Genomic DNA, 18,904 nt, shown 5'->3' on the forward strand with positions numbered 1-18,904 from the left:
CAGAATAGGGGCGCTCATGTTCATGCGCTTATCACGGAATAATGAATTCCTTTTATTGCACCTTCAAGCTTTAGGAGGAAATCATCCGCAATATGTGTAAAGCGCTCCTTTACCTTCACAAACACTTCTTGAGCGTCCGACTCCTGTAACTCTTCAGCGCTGGCAATACCGACCTGTTTAAGCATTCTTTCATATTTACGAGACATGTTCGGCAGCTCTCGAATGGTCAGCGCTTTTTTCTTAGCTTCTTGCGCTTGCTTTACTTCTTTTAGTGCAAGCACGCAAAGACGATGAAACTCAACAGGGTTAGCCACTATTTCTTGTGGAATGTGAAAGTAGTTGGCTTGTACAGCGTGGCTCACACCACCTTTACTCTTATAGTAAGTGTAGTTGTCATACCCAGCAGCAATACAATGCTGTTTAAGGCTTTCACGAGCCGCTAAAAAGATGCCGCGGCTGGTGGCAAGTGCAAACGTGGTATCACCCTCAAACACGCCTATGGTGCCAAACATCGAGCGATATTTAATATCAACGAATTCGGACCCGTCTACTTTTTGCAGTGCGCTTATGCTCTCTATCGGTTTCATGCTCAATCCTTATATGGTCATAATTGATATTTCACTATTATAAGTAACATGAAGTGTAATGAGAAGAAATATGTGATCTACTGCTAAAAGGAAATTCCATCAATGACAACCCTCAGCATTCGCTTAAGCTCCATACCATATCTAGAGGCGGCATTATGTTTAGCTGGTGGCTTCTCTATGCTGTGAAGGACAAAAGGGGAAGGGGGATTCTTTATGAGAACAAGACCCTATTTATTTAAAATAGCGTAAAGGTCGGGCGACCTATAAAGCAAGCGCAAAGACATTGCCTGACGTTAATTCCCGTTTTCCTGCAAAAGTTATTAACTAATAACTTTACTCCTGTAGTGATTGTGTTATTATAACTAGGTCAGTTAATTAATTCGTTTCACTACTTCAGGAGTAACACCATGAACAATATCGTCCTTTCTCGCGAAACCTCTCGCCTAGACTTTAACGCAATCGCCAATCGTAATAACTGGCGTGACCTTTGCCTTGATGATCGCACTAACTCAGATATTTTCTTTGATGTGCAATTAACACCACTTGCAGACCTACTAAATAAGCGTACCGAAGATGCGCTTGTTGTTGGCAATGAAAAAGAAAACCCATTCATTCTTACGACCAACGGTGAACAGGCTGTTATTGATTTGGAAAATAACCATATCATTGCTGTGCACGGCAAAGACTACACCCTTATTCGCAATGAGCTTGCTTATTCCATGATCAACGAAGCAATCAATAAACTTGCCTACGCTGGTACATTAAATACTGATGGAATGTTTATCAAAGATTCAGTTGTGAACAAAGGCGGTAAAACGATTCGTGAATATATCTTCCCAGAACACAAGTTCAGTATTAACGCTGACGATACTTTGATGAAAATTACTGTTATTAACTCCTATGATGGTTCAAGCCAATTTTCAATCAAAGTCGGTGGTTTCCGTGTTGTTTGTTTGAATGGGCTGGTGGCTGGTAATAATTTCCAAAACCTAACTAAACGCCATAGCGGTGAGGTTAATTTGGTCGATATTGAAAATCGCATTACCACATCAATTGCATCATTCAAAACAATGGGCGAATACTGGGAGCATTTAATTAAAACGCCTATTAGCACCGCAGAGGTTGATTCTGTATTAACAGCGTTTTGTACAAGAAAAGGAAGCAAGCCAAGTGCGGCAAAATTTAATATGCTTGATGAACTTTATAGAGGGCATAGTAAAACTACAGGTAAGAACTGGTGGTCGCTTTATAATACGCTTACAGCGTGGTCAACACATTATGAAGTGCAAGAGCGCAATATTCACAATAAAGCCGAGGTAATTCTACGTCGTGAGCGTGAGGTAGAGGACTTGCTACATTCAAACGTTTGGACGCCCGTGTTTAAAAAGTAACTTAAATTAAATGACAAAAGCCGAGTTTAATCACTCGGCTTTTTTGTGTCTGTAGCTTTTTCAGGAAAAGCTTAGCACGCGCTGCCATCCCCTTTATTAGAATAAGACATTTATTTTTTTAAATTAGCGTAAAGGTCGGCGAACAAAAACACAAGAAATTATGTGCGGCTGGTGGAAATGAGGTTTTTCAGAAAAACCAAAATTAAGTTGTACATTCCGGTGAATATTGTTATTATAACCGTGTCAGTTAAATAAATCGTTTTCACAAATCAGGAGCAACACCATGACTAATTCAACTACTTCTATCAGCAACACTACTTTATTCAAAGCAATTAAATCAACTTCAGGCTATAAACGCGCTGACTCTCACCAAGTTCACATTGATTCTATCAACTATGACGAATCAAAAAATATTCGTAGTATTGACCCTGAACAGGTTGAAGCTTTAACAGTTGCATTCCGAAACGGTCAAAAACCTAAAGACCTTTTAGTATTTCCTGTTGAGGAGAATGGCAATATTTCGCTAGATATCATTGGTGGTCATCACACCTATTTAGCGGTTCGTGATTTGGTTGATAATGAAAATTACGACCCAATGTTAAGCATTAAATTATTTAGAGGTACACAAGGGGAAAAACTGGTTGCTGCTTATAATGACAACCAACAGGTTCAAATGACTCCGCTTGAAAACGCTCGCGCATTTAAAACAATGCTAGAAATTAATGAGGGCTGGACGAATAGCGACATTATGAAAGCTACAGGCAAAACACTTTCATTTATTAGTGATGCTCTATTTCTTCTAAATGGTGACGCTGAATTAATCCAGATGATTGAAGATAAAAAAATCAGCCCTTCGGCAGCACGTAAATTACTTCGCGCTCATGGTGCTGAGAATGCTACAGCAGTAGCAAAAATCAATCTTGGTTTAATTGAGTTACCATCTCAAGAGCCAAAGGAAATAGTAGAGATTCAAGGTGAATTAATATTGTCTGATGAAGGCGTTAATAATGAGCCATCGAATAGTTCTGTTACAGATGAATTACCAAATAATGCTGATGTAAAAATTATCACTACACATTCAACTGAAGCGAAACAACTGCAAAAGGCAGCTAAGAAAGCAACCAGCCTACGCAGTTTAACTGCGAAACAAACCGACGAAATGACTGAGCTGATGGTGGCAATGGGCAACCGTGTGGAAGGGAATACAATCACTCTAAATCCGATTCTAATGGAACAATTCACAAGCATGGTGAATACCATTAACGAGATTAAGAACCACAACCACGCTCTCATTCAGGCGGTCAATGCAGCCAAATCACGCTAACCATTAACACACACTACACAAGGCGATCTCGAAAGAGGTCGCTTTTTTTGCCCTCTTAAACTGTGAGGGTAAACCCTTTTTTGAAATAAGACCTTTCCTTTTTTAAACCACACCAGCATCTAGGTGTTGAAGTTTTGCGGTTTTTATGCTAAAAACCCATTTATAAATTTATCTAATAGATATTTATTAAATTATTTTTTAAATATTTATAAATCTTTTTATAAATGTAGAGCTTCCGCCAAATTTTTCATTACCCTTCCAATCTCTCTCGTCGCGCACTTCTTTCAGGCTGTTATAGTTCCCAAGGCTTTGTTTAAGTTGCTCATAATTGCAGCATTATCACAAATCGTCTCATATTTGAGAACTTGTTAAACTGTGTTCCATTTATCGCTTGTGCTATAATTACCGCATGAAAAAGCTGGAAAAAATGTAACTATGTTATCGACGTATTCCCATTCCTATATTGAAGAATTAGCCTCAAATCTTATGCAATCTGGCTCGTATTTGTCAGGCGATAAGAAGCGTGTCATTTTTGATGTAACCGTGACGTTAACTTACTTGGGTTTTTATGATGACTCTGCCCATAGTTACGCCTCTGCGTTAGAGGCTGTACCTGCTCAATATTTACCCTGCGACCTTGAATTGGCTGATTCGTTTCATCTCTCTAATATGTCGATTTCTCGCATCGTAAAATATTACACCCCCGTTCTTTTGTCGGGAATTAAAATAGCTAATGCAGATGTGAACTATCTAAAGAATATTAAATCCCGTCTTCCTTTGACTATGGATTCTATAAACTCTGAGCTAATTTCATACGGCGTTATTAAGAGCAATATTTCATTTCGATGTTTGCTATTTCTATTTGACATCATCTTTTCATGTAAGCACGCAATAGATTCATCCGTCATCTTTCTTTCTTCAAAAGATTTTGATGAGGACGGTAATAGATATGAAAGAAACACTAGACCATCATTCAAAGTAATACATGAGTCCCGTCATGCTAAAGATGTAAAACTAATCTCATCAGCTATTGTTAGAAATAGCGAATCGGTTGGTAAGGTTTTGGGATTTATTTCGTTTGAATTGGTCTACAAGCTTCTTCTTATTCTGAATGAGGCAAGTGTTAAAAATGTATTTTCTGACCCAGATGTAGCTAAAGATTTTACTTACTCTATTTGTTCAATTAAGTTTCCAAATAGATTTGGTGATTTCTGTGTCTACGATGAATTAAAGTCAACTGACTTTTATGAGTTCTTGTATCAATACCTTTCTGTCGTTAGAGTGATGCCAAAGTCACGAATTATTGACTTTACCTATCGAATACTTAAATACAGAACTCACGCATCTAGGTCTTCATCAAAAGTAGCTTTAAAGATGTCTTCACCTCTAATTGGTCGGGTTATTGAAGAGGTTAGGATTCCTGATTCTGTATTTTATAATGTGGTTGATTCAGTAGACTTTACTCTTACCGATGCGGATGCTGTTGCAATAAATGATGAAATATTCGTTGATGTTGAAGGTTGTAAAAGTATAGCTTACTTCATTGTATTGGATTATTTGAAAATTAACGGCAATGAATTCTTTAATATGTCTGAATCAGAACGTATTGAGGCGGTAAAACTTCATTACGCATCTGTTATGGAAGAAAAACTTCATAATGCGCTCGATAATCCTGACGGATTCTTTGATGTTGTGAATGGTGTCTATAAAGTCAACTCTAGCCACGTTAAGCACAAAGAAAATCATATTGGACATTATAAGCGACCACATTACGACTATATTACAGATGAGATATACACTGAAAATGCACTGTATGATGATGAGATTACGAATAGCAATGCCGCGTTCGATCTTCATTTTAAGCTTTATAGTAAAATATCAAACATGACTTCTGATAGTTGGTCAGATGTAATGGTTGATGACTCACATGAACTATATAGTGACTTGATGGAAATGCGTCGCAAATTGATTTTGGAGACATCTTATGACGCCGCAAGGCGTTGGTTGAATTCAGAGTTAAAGAGAGCTAAGGCTAATTCATCGTCTTGTCAGCGCTATTTAGATTACCTTCTATTGGCAAAAGATAATGATGCTTATGCAGAAACATTAACGAGAACACAGGCTAGACTCGATAAATGGATGACTATCGTTGATATAATTTCCAATGATATCGAACTGCTTACTACGTCGCCGTCGTATATATCAAAAATCAATCACCAAAATCGTATTTTGGAGCTGTCAGAGCAGCGTGAAAGGCTTTCTATACTACCTAGCACCTACAAGGCTCATATATTGCTACATGATTTTATATCATTAAATGCAAGCGTTTCTAGGGCAGATATGGAGGCATTTGTTACTTCATATTGTACTGCATTGAGAGGTACTTTTGATGAAGGTATGGATGTTGGAGGCAGGACTGATTACTACAACATTTTGGCAATGTTTTCTATGTGTATTAAATATCATCCGTTCGGTGCGCAATAGTTTAAATGGATTGGTTTGATATTTGATAAGGTCGTTGTTTTTGCTTTAGAAATAAAAAAGTCTTCTCAAAACGAGAAGACTTTTTAACTTTTGGTAGTGTGTTTTTATAATGATGGGGCGTGTTCGAACTGTTGCTGAGTAACAATTTTTTCCATGTTTTCCTGATGCGATTGTTGGGTTTTTGTTTCCAAATACTCCTGATATTCTTGGCCTAATGTTTTATCAAAAACATCTTTTCCTATTATTTTTTCGCAGTTGGTGTAGTAATCATCCGCACTCATGTAGCCCTCTAGCACTTTGCTTGCAATTTCGTACGTAGGTGATTTTTTACCTACTAAGGTGTCGTAGGTAAACGTGCTCAAAGCCGATGTTGGCCGTTCTTCTTGATGTGAGTTTCTTATCACTTCACTGATGGCAACAGAGATTGCTAACCCCTTTCTATGGTCTTCTCCTTTAAATACATCGCTCAAGAGTTCACTAATCAATTTACGCGCATGATTTGGGTTTTCTTTCAGAGTCTCATACGAGATCGCATCTTTGAACCCCATAGCTTCATGTACGAGCTGCTTTAGGTCTTTGTCCACATCTTTAAAATTGTTGTGTAACTCATTGCGTCGTCTACTGATTGCTTCTATTAGTTCAGGGTAATCTAGTTTAGACGACTGTTCGGTTTGATTTACTTGTGTTGGTCCCTGCTGAGGCACAGAGAACATTGATGCAGCAGCGCTAGGTTTTGGCGCTTTATTCAAATGCGATTGCAGCGCAAGAGTTACTTGTTTACGTTCTTGGGACGATTCAGCAAGCTCGATATCCAATTGTTTTAGCGTGTTGACCAGCTGTATGCGCTCTTGGTCCTGCTCTGTTACCACTTCCTGTTGTTCAAGTGGGGAGGGTGCTTGGTCTTGATTTTGTGCTTGCATCAGTTCGGTGGAAATACTTTTGTTTGCACTCAGCTCTGCAACGATCATCATTAGTTTGTTTTGTTGTTCGATCACCTTCTCAAGCAATGTAGCTTGTGATTTGTTTGATTCCACCAGCTGATTAACCACTTGTTTATGTGATGCTTCAATGTGCTCAAGAGTTTCTTTAAACATTTGAGCGACAATTCTCACAGTTTCATTGTCAGAACTAAGCGCAGCTCTTAGAGATTTAGGCTCTTGCTGCACAATTTCAGCGTTTGAAGAGGCTTTCACTGACTCGGCTGTTGGTTCTTCTGTCGCTATATGTAGCGTTTGTTCATTGGTCAACGCTTCATTTTCAATTTCTGGCTGATCAGCTGACGCCTCTACAGATTCAGGAGCAGGCTCTTGTGTCTGCGCTTGCGGCTCAGATGGAAGTACTTCTTCAGCGGCCAACGCATCAATTTCTACTACTGGTTCATCGGCTGACGCCTCTACCGATTCAGGAGCAGGCTCTTGTGTCTGCGCTTGCGGCTCAGATGGACGAACTTCTTCAGTGGCCAACGCTTCGGTTTCGACAGATGGCTCATCGGCTGACGCCTCTACCGATTCAGGAGCAGGCTCTTGTGTCTGCGCTTGCGGCTCAGATGGACGAACTTCTTCAGTGGCCAACGCTTCGGTTTCGACAGCTGGCTCATCGGCTGACGCCTCTACCGATTCAGGAGCAGGCTCTTGTGTCTGCGCTTGTGGCTCAGATGGAAGAACTTCTTCAGCGGCCAACGCATCAATTTCTACTACTGGTTCATCGGCTGACGCCTCTACCGATTCAGGAGCAGGCTCTTGTGTCTGCGCTTGTGGCTCAGATGGAAGAACTTCTTCAGTGGCCAACGCTTCGGTTTCGACAACTGGCTCATCGGCTGACGCCTCTACCGTTTCAGGAGCAGGCTCTTGTGTCTGCGCTTGTGGCTCAGATGGAAGTGCTTCTTCAGTGGCCAACGCTTCGGTTTCGACAATTGGTTCATCGGCTGGTGCGTCTATCGAATGTTCTGTTTGGTTGTTTTCATATTCATGCTGCCTAAATTCATTTATTTCGTTTAATAAATCCTCTTCATCGGCAATGCTACCTTCTATGTGATCATATACAGGCTCGAATTGAGTTGGATCGAAATCATAATGTTCTTGCTGTGCGTCTATATGAGTTACCTCATCCAGACTATTCAAAGACTCAGGGGCTTCTTGTATAAATTGTGGTTGCTCAGTCTCAGGATAAGCTTCATTCAATGGCTGATCTCCACCTATTGCTTGTTCAAATCCAGCAGCTGGCTCATCCACTTGACCCATTACTTTATTAAACAATGCCGCAGCATCTACCTTACCCACGAGCTCATCGGTAGCAGGCACATCCTCAATTTGCTCAAATTGTAGTTCTTGTGATGGAATTTCTTGCAAATCTGGCTCTTCGAACATTTCTGGTTCTTCGTATAAGAAGTCCATGTTCGGGTCAAGATAGGTACGTAGCGAAGACTGCTCTAATATTTCCGCAGCACTGACGTTTAATAGGCGAGCTTTTTCATCAGCAAGTTTTCTGATGTCTTGAGCAATCTTTTCAAAGCGCTCTTCTATATTGTGATAGCTATCTTGGTTCTTTATAAGATTATGTATCTTACGTTGGATGACAGAAATCTTCGCATCAACAGCATTTATATCTTCGTCAATCGTTGGCGAGATATTGATACTACTGTCTGCCTCCACCATTGGTTCCATAACAAAGTTACGTGTTGCAGTCACAACTTCGTCAATAGTTTCCAAATGTGTGTCTAGTGCGGAGTCGTACTGGTCGATATTTGGATCTAGTTGCTGCAAAGCTTCCAAATCTATTGCTTCAGGGTTCTGTTCGTTTACCCAGTGTTGCGTGTTTGCTAAAGCATGATATTCAGCATAAGGCATCCCGAACTTTTGTTGAAAAGCAGCTTTTGCTGACTGAATACTAGCTTTCATTAAGTAGTAGTCACCTAATTGTTCATCTGCCAGCTTGTCTTCAGATGGACACCAACCAAATCTATGTTGGTCTTCAATGCTCCAATGAGGTGATACTGAGGAATGTAATGCTTGCTTTAGTTTATAGGTACATACTTGCTTAGTGATTTCCCACGCTTGTTCTTGCGGGGCCTCAATCCCTTGTGCTTGTAAAGCTTTTATTAAGCCCTTATGTAGATCATCGACATCCGACGCCTTATTTTCCTTCTGATATTCCGCGAGATTAATTCCTGCAACATCGTTTTCAAAGTCAATATAGGCAAATGGAATGTTGACTGCCTTGTGCATTTCAATAGCGCGGTCAATACCAACGTTCACACCCACTTGCTCTTGCTGCTCTTTTGTCATTGCAGCAAGTTCGTACGAAACGTAGCGACGTTGCTGGTGCTTATCATAAAGGTCGTTGTCAGCAAAATTGACTACAGGAATGGTAGGGTGCTCTGCAATGATTTTTTCAGCAATGCTAGGAATGTTACCTACGTCAAGTGCGCAAACTACCGCACAGTTAATTCCTTCCTCATCATAGGCAGCCTTTTTAATCAAGCCGTTTACCACGCCCTCTGTTTCGATTATGACCGAGGCTGTAGATGGGTCGCCTATAGTCACCGAGCACAGTTCTTTTTGGCCATCTCCGATACCTTGATAAAGTTTATTCGTTTCCAAGTTTTCGGGAACAGTTGCAAGAAACTCTTGGAAGCCTTCTGTGTTTTCGAGAGAGGGGTTTGGTTGAATGACGTTAGCAAGAGGGAGCCATACATTACCGGCACCATCAACTCTTAGGTTGGGCAGATACCTAGCGGCAAGTTCCTGTACACCTTTCTGCCCAAAATAAGTGTTGTCTAATTGGCGTGCATTGGTCACTGGCGTATTGCTTTGATACGCTTCGATTGCAGCGTCCCGCTTCTCTTTGTTCTCTTTTTCAATGAGTTGTGCAAATTTAGCTCGGCGAGCTTGTGCTTTTTCTTCTTGCTCTTGATATGCCTTTATCTTTTCAGGTGTGAAATAGTTTTCTACCTTCGCCGAATTGACCAGTGTTTCAACAAGCAGGTTACGTGATGAGTCTGCGGTAGGATGTTCCATGTGCGAGTAAATTGGCACGTTGGTTACAACAGAGTTTTTGCCCTCGAATTTTACAATATTCACATACAGGTGATACACGTCTGCACCAAACTCTTTGTCGGGTTTCATGTATGCCGAAATGTTGCCCTTAATGTCACCTTTAGGTTTTACTTTGTATTTCTTGAGTACCGATGATGGCAGCTTTTCACTAGCAGAAGCTTTTCCATTGTTCTTTCTAAAGGGCACATCCGCTAGCACATCAGTAGTTAAATTGATTTCCGCTAAGGCGGCTTTAAAGTCGCTACTATTATCCAATAATAAGCTTCTTAGATATTGGGTAGGCTCTGTTGTGCCAAATCTCTCACGATAGAAGTTTTGAATTTTTTCCTGTCTGTCATTGTAGATATTAGATATCCCGTTACTATGTTGCAACGGCGCGTCAGCTCCGAACACTATTTGCTTTTGAAATGATTTAATAAATAGTTGGCCAGCTGCTTTTGCTTTAGTGAGTGTTATGGCTGCGGCGGTCAGCTCACCATTTGCATCCAGTTCAGCACACGCCATATCCAAATATGCACTGGCTTTCTTGCTAATGGATTTTGCCAAGTCCTTATCTTTAAATATACGTTCCCATGCTTGGTTCAACGCTGCAACATGTTCTTTTGTAAATCGTCTATTCTGACCATCACTATTATGGTAAGCGTTAAACGCCGCATTTAGGTATTGGCTTGCTTCATGGTTGTTCGCTAACTCTGAAAACGTTGCGTATATCATGGCGGCTTGCGCCAAGTTCTGCATTTGTGTTCGGTTAGGGTTTGTTTTTAGAGAAGGGTTTTGAGCGATGACATCCACTCGTGTTTCGTAGAACAACTGGTTCTTTTCTCCCCTCGTGCGAACAAGGGCAGGGATTACGATTTTTTCTTGTCCATCAATCACAGTGAAGCGACGATTGTTTCTGGAAGAAAGTACATCATCCAATAGGTCGCAAATAGGTCTGTTACTCATACATAATTCTCCAAGCTCTTAAGGCGTTATAACTTTTGCGTAATGACGGATGGATGATGGCAACTGCGCAATGGGCATCTTAGTTATTGCGATTGTGCAGTTACTGTTTTCGACGCATTTCACGAATGTTTCCACATTTCTCTTGTTGCTGAGTACCCCCATGTAGAGAGGGTTCGTATTGTCTTCCAAGAACTGATCATTTGCTGTGTGGATGTCTGTTACGCCCAATAGCTCACCCACGTAGTTGACCTCACGGCTATTTAATATGGTGAAATATGGACTAGCTTGGGCTATCAGCGTATTTACCACTTTCTCTGACATGTAAAACTCACAAGCAGTTGGTTGAAGGCAGATAATTAGTGGGTGGTTGGTTTCTAAACTATTTTGTACTTCTGAAGACAACTTGCTCACATTACTTTCTGTACGTTCTGTGTCGCTTGGTTCATCTCCGATAGCTGTATACATCACTATGGTAATTGTCTTTCTTCCACCGCCTTGCATCACCGTAGCTTTATAAAGGTGATTTCCACCATCACCCAATACAGCCTTTACAAAGTGATGCCCATTTTTTACCGAAGCAAGATATTCATTTGCCATAGAATCGATAATAAAGCCTTCAGCGTGTTTATTAATGTCTACCACCACATTGTCTGATTCTCTCTCTGAGCGAGAACGGTAGCTCTTCAACATCAACGTAGTTTCGTCAATTACAAAGGTATGTTTTCGTTCCCTGAGCAGCAGGTTTTTTAGAAAAACGCACTCGGTCAATTCGATTATGGGGCTACTCTCTTTGCGTTTAGCCACCAGCGATTCATTCAACTTTGCTACGTGCTGGGGTGTTGCAAACAAAATGTGCTGCTTTGCTTTGTTATAGCGAAAAAACAGATGAATAGGGCAGTTCTGGTTTTTTTCGTTGCTCTGAATGTATTTCCATCCAGCAATAGAACCAATCACCAGACAAAGTACTTCTTGCTCTTCAATAATCGCGCAGTTGAGTTCAGCCAATGTTTCCATAAACACGGTATTTTTCAGAGCACGTTCGCTAGCATTCAATTGAGTTGCATCATGCAGATAGAGGTACTGATAGTGTGCAGCTAAAACAAACAGCTTCTTAGCGTCTGGAACATGTGTCGCATCATAGAGTGATTCAATAGTTGGGTCGTCCCCAATGCTAATATGCTGATGTGCACATATTTCACTGAGGGGTTTGCCTGCTAGCTCTCTTGACCAACGAATAGATATGCTATGACGCTCATCCCTTTCCATCAGTTCCCCAATTATTCCATGAATAGGGCAAGGTTCATTAATTACACTTAATCCAATGTTCATGATTACCTATACCCCCATTTTCATAGAGCCAGCTTTCAGCACGTTGCTAATGCCTTGCATGAACTTCTTCGCACTACTTACCATTTCCTTAACATCCAATGCCGCTTTAGCAAAATCCGTTTTCAACGCTTCAGGTAAAATTGAGTTTTGACTGTTTAGTTTTAGTGAATTCTTTTCGAGGTAGTCTGCTAATCCGCTGACCTCTTTCATGCTCTTATTGATACGCTTCTCAGCTTTATCGAACTCATTTCCACGAAGGTGTTGTGTGGACTTCATCTGCACTTTGGATTGCTGATTGATGTTGTTCATATCATCTTTCAAAGCTTTCACTGCTTCAGTCACCTGTTTTGCACTAGAAGCTGGGTCTACCGCTATATCTATATTTGCTTTCGCGCTTTTGCATAGATTCGTGATCTTGTCGCCTGAGTTTTCCATTGCGGCTGCTTTAATTAGAGCCTCATTGGTTACTGTGCTTTGTCTTGCGTTTCGTATACCGTTTCTACCAATCTGGATGCCGTTTTTTGCTTGGCTGAGAGCTGCCTTAATAAATTGCCCTGTGCCAAAGTGAATCCCTTTATTCACAATGGTGTCGGGTTCACGAGTTGGCTCTTTATCCGGTGATGGTTTCTTTTGATTGCTTTGGCCACTACGCTCAACTTCATCTTTCACTTGTATGTTCTGATAAAGAGCATCCCCGTTATTCATCTGATAACGTGCTTCTTGAGTGGCTTGACGATTCTGTTCTATAGCTTTGGCACGGTTCTTAATTTCTTTCTTTAGCTGCTCAATAGAAAGATCTTCGTAATTAGCGTTTGGTGAGTTCTCATTGGCAATATCTTGCTCCTGCACCTCTTGTTCAGGCTCTGCGTCTACTTGATCAAGCGTAGGTTGAACTAACTCTGCTTGATCTTGAGGCGCTTGACTGTTGGGCGTTTGTTCGACCTCGTTTGAAGGCTGTTTTGGATCTACAGTACTCATGCTAGTTCATCCTTATCTTAAAATTTCTTTGGCTTTAAGTGCCTGTTCGGTTTGAAAACGAAGATTGTTTTCAAGCTTTTTATATTGAGTTCTCAGGCTTTTGCTGAACGTAAGAGCGTACAGGCGCAGCGCATCATCGGAGTACTCTGCTTTTGCAATGTCTTCGCTAAGTTGTTTCATTACGGCATCAGACTTCGACTCGATCAGCTGCGTGTCGGGTGGATAGGTTTCATTGACAATCGTGCGATCATTGAAATTTCTTTTGACATACCCTTCGTAGGTATTGCTAAAGAACACGTCTTTTGTTTTTGAATGCACATTGTGTGCTGTAATTTCTCTACTGACTTGTGATGGTTTGGGCAGACTTGTTTCCCAATCAAAGATGAGTTCGTTGATTGCGGCAATATTTCCAGCGCTACTAGAGTCAATAAGCTCGTACTCACTAATCTGTGACGTGTATTCATCCACGGATTTATAAATTGCCTTAATTACGTCTTTCGCGGATGTGTTTAGATCGAAGCCATTTGACTCATATATGAATCGGATATATTGACCGTCTTGTTCCTTCGGATTCAAGAATCTAGCTTGCAGCTTGTCTAGTTCAGACTGCTCCTTCTCCTGACCAATAGCGCAGACAGCACTATCTGCTAATCCAGATATAGAGTTCACCGCGTCCGATGCGGTTTGAATCATTGAACATACCGCATTAGACACAGTAGGCCCGTACCGAATTTCTGACCGTGCGTTTTGGGTTTGGGATGTAGCAGTTGTTTGAGCAATGATGTCGGAACTTTTGTTAGCACTCGCGTTCTCTACACGCTGATATGTGAGCAACTGGTTTGTAAGGTTTTCTTCTTGGTATGCAAGCTCTTTTTCCGCGTATACAAACAGCTTTTTCATTGTTTTTAATGTGTGGTTCATTGTCTTTTCCACATCGACAATGGTCCAGTAGACGATGGCATGAGCAGGTGGCGAGACAGACGCTAACCAAGCGGTTAGACCTGCACTATAGATCAGGCGCTGAAATTTCATGGCTTGTTTCCAAAGGTATCTGAGTTGCTGATAGTTCAATGTCAGTACCAATCACAATCTGGTGACTTAATGCATTACGATTTGGGTTGGTTATGCTCGCGTAGGCAATTTTGGTGTAATCCAACACCAACACATCATTTTCTAGTAGCGTTAGCGCACCGCGAAATTCTACAGGTGTATTGACTTGAGTTTCGTCGTTAAACAACAGCGTCATAGTCGCAAGATGCGCATATAGAGTCAGCTGCTTTTTGCTGCAAGGATGCAGCCTATGGGACTCATAAAACTCAGTTAGCACGCTAGCCTGATTTGAATTCAAAAGCTCTTCACTCATTACATAAATACGACTTTCATGTTGTACAAGCGCGGCTTCCTTGATGTAGCACTTGTTGGTAAAGGCAAACCATTGGATTAAACACCACATGTCAAATTCGTAGGCGTCATTGCCTAACACACTCTGAATTGGGTTTGATTTGTATAGTATGGTTTCGGCTGCAATGCCTTTCTTAGCCATTACCGTTTCGAAGGCTTTCTTTATTTCTCGCTCAAACATCGCTTTTTTCTTTGCCCTGTTGTATATTTGCTCATTATAGATATTTTGTGATTATAACTCAAATGGCAACTTTAGTACGAAAAACACCGCTCTATAAACCAGCGGTATTAGCAAAGTTATTGGACCGAGCGGATGTTTCTCTCTTTGTTACATTTCAGAAATATATCTCACTAGAACAAAGGCGCATGGTGTTTTCACCGTACTTTGCAAGCTTCATCGGTGTTGAAACTGAAGGGTTAAACGCTTATCTAGGTTTTCCTGAAAAACTTTGGCCATCCATTTCGCGAATAGATTGGCAAAGCTTTTCCATTGATGAGACAGAGCTACAGCTGACTCTCAATTTCAATGTCGATGTAACAAGAACAAAAGAGCGCTATACATCCTACGAAGGCAAGGTTCAAACAACTGAATTGGGAGTCGATGGGCTGTCCCTTTGCTTTCCAATTAATGTGCAAACGCTACGAAGTATTTCAAAAGCATCAATATTCCATCTGTGCGCAATGAATGACGAGCATGAACGCACTGCTCACGCACCCATTTCAATCACCAAGATAGTGTATTAGGCAGTAATATGGACGACCAAGAAACTATGACTCAAAACTCTCACGTTCCAACACCTCACGTTTCACCACTCAAGTACATAGTGCCTACCTTATTGGCTACGACAGTGGTACTGAGTTTTGGTATCGCAGTGGGGAAATACTTGCCATCTTCAGAGCAACAAAGAGCCGCAACCACGCTAGACACCAAATCGCTTTCATCGAAATCGGTTGATGCAGAGTCAATTAATGGCACCGCCTTACAGCTTACTGAAAAATTTATTGGCCTACTTGGGAAGACTGTTCGAGTGGTTCCATTGGAAAGTACGTCATTGTACGCAGTGATGTATGACGGCAAAGTTCTGTTTACAGATGAAGCAGGTTCGGTGCTGATATCAGGTGACGTACTTAATACCAGTTCGAAGCTTATCGTATCTGACCTAATGAAAGCTGATTACTACGCTCAGCTTGAGCGTGAGGCATTAGTCAAATCCTCGACTCTATCTGCTCTTTCTCATTTTGGTGAGCATAAAGAGATACAACGGGCTGCTTTAGCTGGTGGTTGGCAGGTTCATGTTTCAGAGCAGGTAGCGCCTTCTAGTCTTGGGGCTGATACATCCAATGCTTCGCTTGAGTCTTCATTGCCAGAGCCAGAGCAATCGAAGGGGGGCAAAGTGCAAAAGGTGACGCTAAAGCTGCTGCTGTGGGTAATGCCAAAAGCACCCCTGCACCTGTTCACGTCAGTGCACCAAAGAAGATAGAACCAGAACCTATTGATAAACGTCCCACACCTGTTGTACCGAATAAACCTGTAGGAAATGAACGTCAGGTTGATTTCATCAATCGGAAAAAGACCGAACTTGAAGCGCAGCTATCTACCATAGCTTCAGAGCGTCGATGTCTAGAGCAGATAAGCACCGCTAATGATTTACGCGGCTTATACTCAGTATTTGCTGGATTCAATAAAGAAGAGTCTATTGAGTGTGGGCAGATAATGGCTGGGAAAAACATTCCTCAGTTAAATGATGAGTCAGACTACATCATCTATCCAGCCGAGAATCCTGAACGTGAAATTACATTTTTCTCAGATTATACATGTATCCATTGTCGAACAGACTTTCCTCTAATTAAGCGTCTCAACGAGAATGGTGTAACTGTGCGAGTATACCCGTACGGACGAGGCGAGTATCGTGAAACCGCAATGGGTGATGATGGCCAGCTCCACTATACGCCTGAATACACCATTCTTGGTAAAAACTATGTGACCGCATCTTGTTACTCATCTGACATGCAAACCAAACGCGAGTTGTTCAATGAACTCATGAATAATTCGATGGCTTACACCAATGACGTACTCCCACAAGCTGCAAGCGTAGACTTTAACTCTCAATGTGCGTTAAACGTCTTAGGGCAGAAACTATGGGGGGATTTGTTTACTACTCGTGGTACGCCTATGTATGTATTTGATAATGGTAGTGTTAATCGTGGCAGCTTAACATTTTCAGAGATCATGAAGAAACTCAACTAAGTAGACATGCCTCCGTTAGAGGCGCTTCCAGTGCCGCGCCTCCATTTTTGGGCGCGGCTTTTTTTAGCAACAATATTCACTATTCATTGCAGCAAGGAATATGAGATATGGCTGAGGTACGTAGACGCATAAGTAAGAACCAAAAATCAATCTTACTAGCGTTGACCAACGGATTTATAAAAGGACGTAAGAGTATAAAATCCACACTGCTTAATGACGTTATCAATTACGAGCGCGATACCCCCATCCATCCAAACACTTTTAGAGACTCATGCGAAACCCTTGAGTTATCTGGTTTGATTATGCGTCGAAAGGAGCGTTTTGATTGGTACATAAACATTACTAGCGCTGGCTTCGAGCAGGCTCTTAAATGGTTAAATGACAATACAAACAAAGACACACATGCAACGAAGATTAATACTAAGGAGTGTTCATTATGATTAGCTTTATTATGGAATGGTCATTGGCGCTTTCAATTATTCTAGGTTTATTTGCGCTGGTGTGTTGGTTCGCTTTGGTGATGTATACTTCAGCTGGTATCTATTCTATTGCATTTTCAAAACACATTCGATTGCACGGGGGATTGCACCATCCATACCTCGGCTGGTGTGGCATTACTCTATCGTAAACGTTGCCATAGCAAGTTTGGTCCTTGTTGCTTTTACTATGGTATCTATTTGTCTTTACACCATTGTATTGGGGCAAATGCCATCCTCGGTATTCAGTATCTTAATCGATCGCGCTGTGCTTATAGGTTCACTAACCACTTGGGGTCGGACGCTATTGGTGTCTATCGGACTAGTGATGATCGCATTGATTCACTTTGGTCATCAATTTGGAAAGAGAAATACATTTGCAGCTCAAAGTCTACGACTGTAAACGCAACATGCATGTCGTTCATGTCTTTAGAAAAAGTGGTTCATGTCAGATCCCTGACTGACATAGACAGTGTTTGTTCGATTGAAATCTGTCTTCTCAATAGCAGTAGCAATTTCTTGCTGGTGGTTTTCCTTTATTGGATTTCTCTGCTCGATTACATGTTTAATTCCATACTCAAGCACTTCAGGAACAGTGCGCTCAGCCTGATTTAGAACACTTTTCACTACCCCTTCTTTTAAGTGCTGACCATTATAGAAATAGGGTTCATAGGTACTGATAGCTCTACCCATGCTCGATACAAATGCATCTGTGTCTAACGAAAGATGCAACAGCAGTTCGGCTTTAGGGGATAGACGTGCGGAACTGATCCTTTCGTCTATGGCAACATAACAGCCACTGTTTGCAATTACTCTCAATGCGTGTGGTGTACCTTTTGAAACTGCCGTTTCATTGAGTTTGTAAATATGTCTCTCTTCGTCTTCACTATAAGGGACTAAGTTATAAATGGCGTAGTGGGCCGACTTTAACTCACCATTCATGATGTGGTGTTCATAGGCAGTGTTTGACGGAGGTAATAGCTTAGCGTCTGTACGAATGTACGATACTCTCAGGTCTTCGTAACCACGCTGCAACCTCTCCATAATGTCCACTCTATTATCATATGCAGCAAGCGTTGTCAGTTGGCGAGTCGTGGCAGGGTGAGCTTTGGTTACATCCAAGCTACTCACATCGACCTTTGGTATTCGGAATTGAAATTTTCGGCTTTCATGCTCTATGGTGTAGTTCTCAAGGTTATCTAGTCTTCCTCGCATGTCAAAACTCTTCGCGAGAGTAATATTTGTTGTTGTTAAGAACTGATTTCGTTGTCGTTGAAGTGAAAGCTTGAGATTCAGCACTCGAAGATACGCACCTTCGTTGGCCAAAGCGTCATTGAAGGGGAGTGGTCGCTGTAATGACTGCTCAATTCCCTCTTTATCAAGACGGTTGATAACGACTCGTTGGTGTGTGGCTCTTGGTGTTAGCGCCCTGATATGCGCTGCAATCAGCTCGCCTTGTTGGTCACTGTCAGTAGCAATCGTTATCAGTTGTTGTGGGTCGTTTAAATTAGCAATATGTGCAACCAAATTGGGAGTTTTGGCATGTAACTGCAATTGACCATGTTCATATGCGTAATCGAACAAATGGCCATAAGTGGCCATTGTTCTTTCATTAGTTTGTGAGCGGATTCTGTTTGCAGTGATGGGGCTTTCGGTAATGACTGTTCGTACTGACGGCATAGAATC

The 18,904-nt window shown here is 41.4% G+C and carries 15 protein-coding genes; 8 read left to right on the plus strand and 7 right to left on the minus strand.

The features are described 5' to 3' along the window. Positions 1–20 precede the first annotated feature (20 nt). Positions 21–587, minus strand: a complete 567-nt coding sequence (locus P4S58_RS23530) for a TfoX/Sxy family DNA transformation protein (protein ID WP_337166270.1) — start codon at positions 585–587, stop codon at positions 21–23. Positions 588–994: 407 nt separating this feature from the next. Between P4S58_RS23530 and P4S58_RS23535 the strand changes: the two genes are divergently transcribed. The 3 genes from P4S58_RS23535 (at position 995) to P4S58_RS23545 (ending at position 5,786) form a co-directional block, all read left to right on the plus strand. Then, on the plus strand, positions 995–1,978 hold the full coding sequence (locus tag P4S58_RS23535; RefSeq protein ID WP_337166273.1) for a DUF932 domain-containing protein: 984 nt from the start codon (positions 995–997) through the stop codon (positions 1,976–1,978). 283 nt (positions 1,979–2,261) lie between these two features. Beyond that, on the plus strand, positions 2,262–3,302 hold the full coding sequence (locus tag P4S58_RS23540; protein ID WP_337166275.1) for a ParB/RepB/Spo0J family partition protein: 1,041 nt from the start codon (positions 2,262–2,264) through the stop codon (positions 3,300–3,302). Between the two features lie 504 nt (positions 3,303–3,806). Then, entirely contained in the window at positions 3,807–5,786 is a 1,980-nt protein-coding gene (locus P4S58_RS23545) for a hypothetical protein (RefSeq protein ID WP_337166277.1), read from the plus strand. 104 nt (positions 5,787–5,890) lie between these two features. Here P4S58_RS23545 and P4S58_RS23550 read toward each other — a convergent pair whose 3' ends face one another. From P4S58_RS23550 to P4S58_RS23570, 5 genes are read right to left on the minus strand one after another with little or no spacing between them, the layout of a single operon-like run. Beyond that, on the minus strand, positions 5,891–10,786 hold the full coding sequence (locus tag P4S58_RS23550) for a hypothetical protein (protein WP_337166280.1): 4,896 nt from the start codon (positions 10,784–10,786) through the stop codon (positions 5,891–5,893). 18 nt (positions 10,787–10,804) lie between these two features. Continuing rightward, positions 10,805–12,115, minus strand: a complete 1,311-nt coding sequence (locus P4S58_RS23555) for a hypothetical protein (protein ID WP_337166282.1) — start codon at positions 12,113–12,115, stop codon at positions 10,805–10,807. Between the two features lie 6 nt (positions 12,116–12,121). Beyond that, on the minus strand, positions 12,122–13,093 hold the full coding sequence (locus P4S58_RS23560) for a hypothetical protein (RefSeq protein ID WP_337166284.1): 972 nt from the start codon (positions 13,091–13,093) through the stop codon (positions 12,122–12,124). A 12-nt stretch (positions 13,094–13,105) separates the two neighbouring features. After that, positions 13,106–14,125 carry a hypothetical protein gene (locus P4S58_RS23565; RefSeq protein WP_337166287.1) on the minus strand — a complete coding sequence of 340 codons (1,020 nt, stop codon included), beginning with the start codon at positions 14,123–14,125 and terminating at the stop codon, positions 13,106–13,108. Further along, a complete protein-coding gene (locus P4S58_RS23570; protein ID WP_337166289.1) occupies positions 14,100–14,675 on the minus strand; it encodes a hypothetical protein in 576 nt (191 codons plus the stop codon). The genes P4S58_RS23565 and P4S58_RS23570 overlap by 26 nt, the downstream gene beginning before the upstream one ends. Before the next feature lie 47 nt (positions 14,676–14,722). Between P4S58_RS23570 and P4S58_RS23575 the strand changes: the two genes are divergently transcribed. From P4S58_RS23575 to P4S58_RS23595, 5 genes are all read left to right on the plus strand, one after another. Then, positions 14,723–15,238: a hypothetical protein gene (locus P4S58_RS23575; RefSeq protein ID WP_337166291.1), complete on the plus strand. Its 516-nt coding sequence runs from the start codon at positions 14,723–14,725 to the stop codon at positions 15,236–15,238. A gap of 8 nt (positions 15,239–15,246) precedes the next feature. Beyond that, positions 15,247–15,975 (plus strand): hypothetical protein, encoded by a 729-nt coding sequence (locus tag P4S58_RS23580; RefSeq protein WP_337166293.1) that lies wholly within the window; start codon positions 15,247–15,249, stop codon positions 15,973–15,975. Further along, positions 15,918–16,742, plus strand: coding sequence for a hypothetical protein (locus P4S58_RS23585; protein WP_337166295.1), 825 nt, complete (start codon positions 15,918–15,920; stop codon positions 16,740–16,742). The genes P4S58_RS23580 and P4S58_RS23585 overlap by 58 nt, the downstream gene beginning before the upstream one ends. Before the next feature lie 107 nt (positions 16,743–16,849). Beyond that, entirely contained in the window at positions 16,850–17,182 is a 333-nt protein-coding gene (locus tag P4S58_RS23590; protein WP_337166297.1) for a hypothetical protein, read from the plus strand. After that, a complete protein-coding gene (locus tag P4S58_RS23595) occupies positions 17,179–17,370 on the plus strand; it encodes a hypothetical protein (protein ID WP_337166299.1) in 192 nt (63 codons plus the stop codon). Before P4S58_RS23590 ends, P4S58_RS23595 begins: the two co-directional genes overlap by 4 nt. Before the next feature lie 277 nt (positions 17,371–17,647). Here P4S58_RS23595 and P4S58_RS23600 read toward each other — a convergent pair whose 3' ends face one another. Then, positions 17,648–18,898: a toprim domain-containing protein gene (locus P4S58_RS23600; protein WP_337166301.1), complete on the minus strand. Its 1,251-nt coding sequence runs from the start codon at positions 18,896–18,898 to the stop codon at positions 17,648–17,650. Between the last annotated feature and the right edge of the window lie 6 nt (positions 18,899–18,904).

Origin of the sequence: Vibrio sp. Hal054 (genome assembly GCF_037162405.1) — a bacterium.
Taxonomy (GTDB): Bacteria; Pseudomonadota; Gammaproteobacteria; order Enterobacterales; family Vibrionaceae; genus Vibrio; species Vibrio diazotrophicus.

Bases quoted from the DNA above. Each gene is read 5' to 3' on its own strand.
- P4S58_RS23540 (WP_337166275.1), top strand. From the start codon at position 2,262: ATGACTAATTCAACTACTTCTATCAGCAACACTACTTTATTCAAAGCA.
- P4S58_RS23550 (WP_337166280.1), bottom strand. From the start codon at position 10,786: ATGAGTAACAGACCTATTTGCGACCTATTGGATGATGTACTTTCTTCC.
- P4S58_RS23595 (WP_337166299.1), top strand. From the start codon at position 17,179: ATGATTAGCTTTATTATGGAATGGTCATTGGCGCTTTCAATTATTCTA.
- P4S58_RS23590 (WP_337166297.1), top strand. From the start codon at position 16,850: ATGGCTGAGGTACGTAGACGCATAAGTAAGAACCAAAAATCAATCTTA.
- P4S58_RS23580 (WP_337166293.1), top strand. From the start codon at position 15,247: ATGGACGACCAAGAAACTATGACTCAAAACTCTCACGTTCCAACACCT.
- P4S58_RS23600 (WP_337166301.1), bottom strand. From the start codon at position 18,898: ATGCCGTCAGTACGAACAGTCATTACCGAAAGCCCCATCACTGCAAAC.
- P4S58_RS23530 (WP_337166270.1), bottom strand. From the start codon at position 587: ATGAAACCGATAGAGAGCATAAGCGCACTGCAAAAAGTAGACGGGTCC.
- P4S58_RS23565 (WP_337166287.1), bottom strand. From the start codon at position 14,125: ATGAAATTTCAGCGCCTGATCTATAGTGCAGGTCTAACCGCTTGGTTA.
- P4S58_RS23560 (WP_337166284.1), bottom strand. From the start codon at position 13,093: ATGAGTACTGTAGATCCAAAACAGCCTTCAAACGAGGTCGAACAAACG.
- P4S58_RS23555 (WP_337166282.1), bottom strand. From the start codon at position 12,115: ATGAACATTGGATTAAGTGTAATTAATGAACCTTGCCCTATTCATGGA.
- P4S58_RS23535 (WP_337166273.1), top strand. From the start codon at position 995: ATGAACAATATCGTCCTTTCTCGCGAAACCTCTCGCCTAGACTTTAAC.
- P4S58_RS23570 (WP_337166289.1), bottom strand. From the start codon at position 14,675: ATGTTTGAGCGAGAAATAAAGAAAGCCTTCGAAACGGTAATGGCTAAG.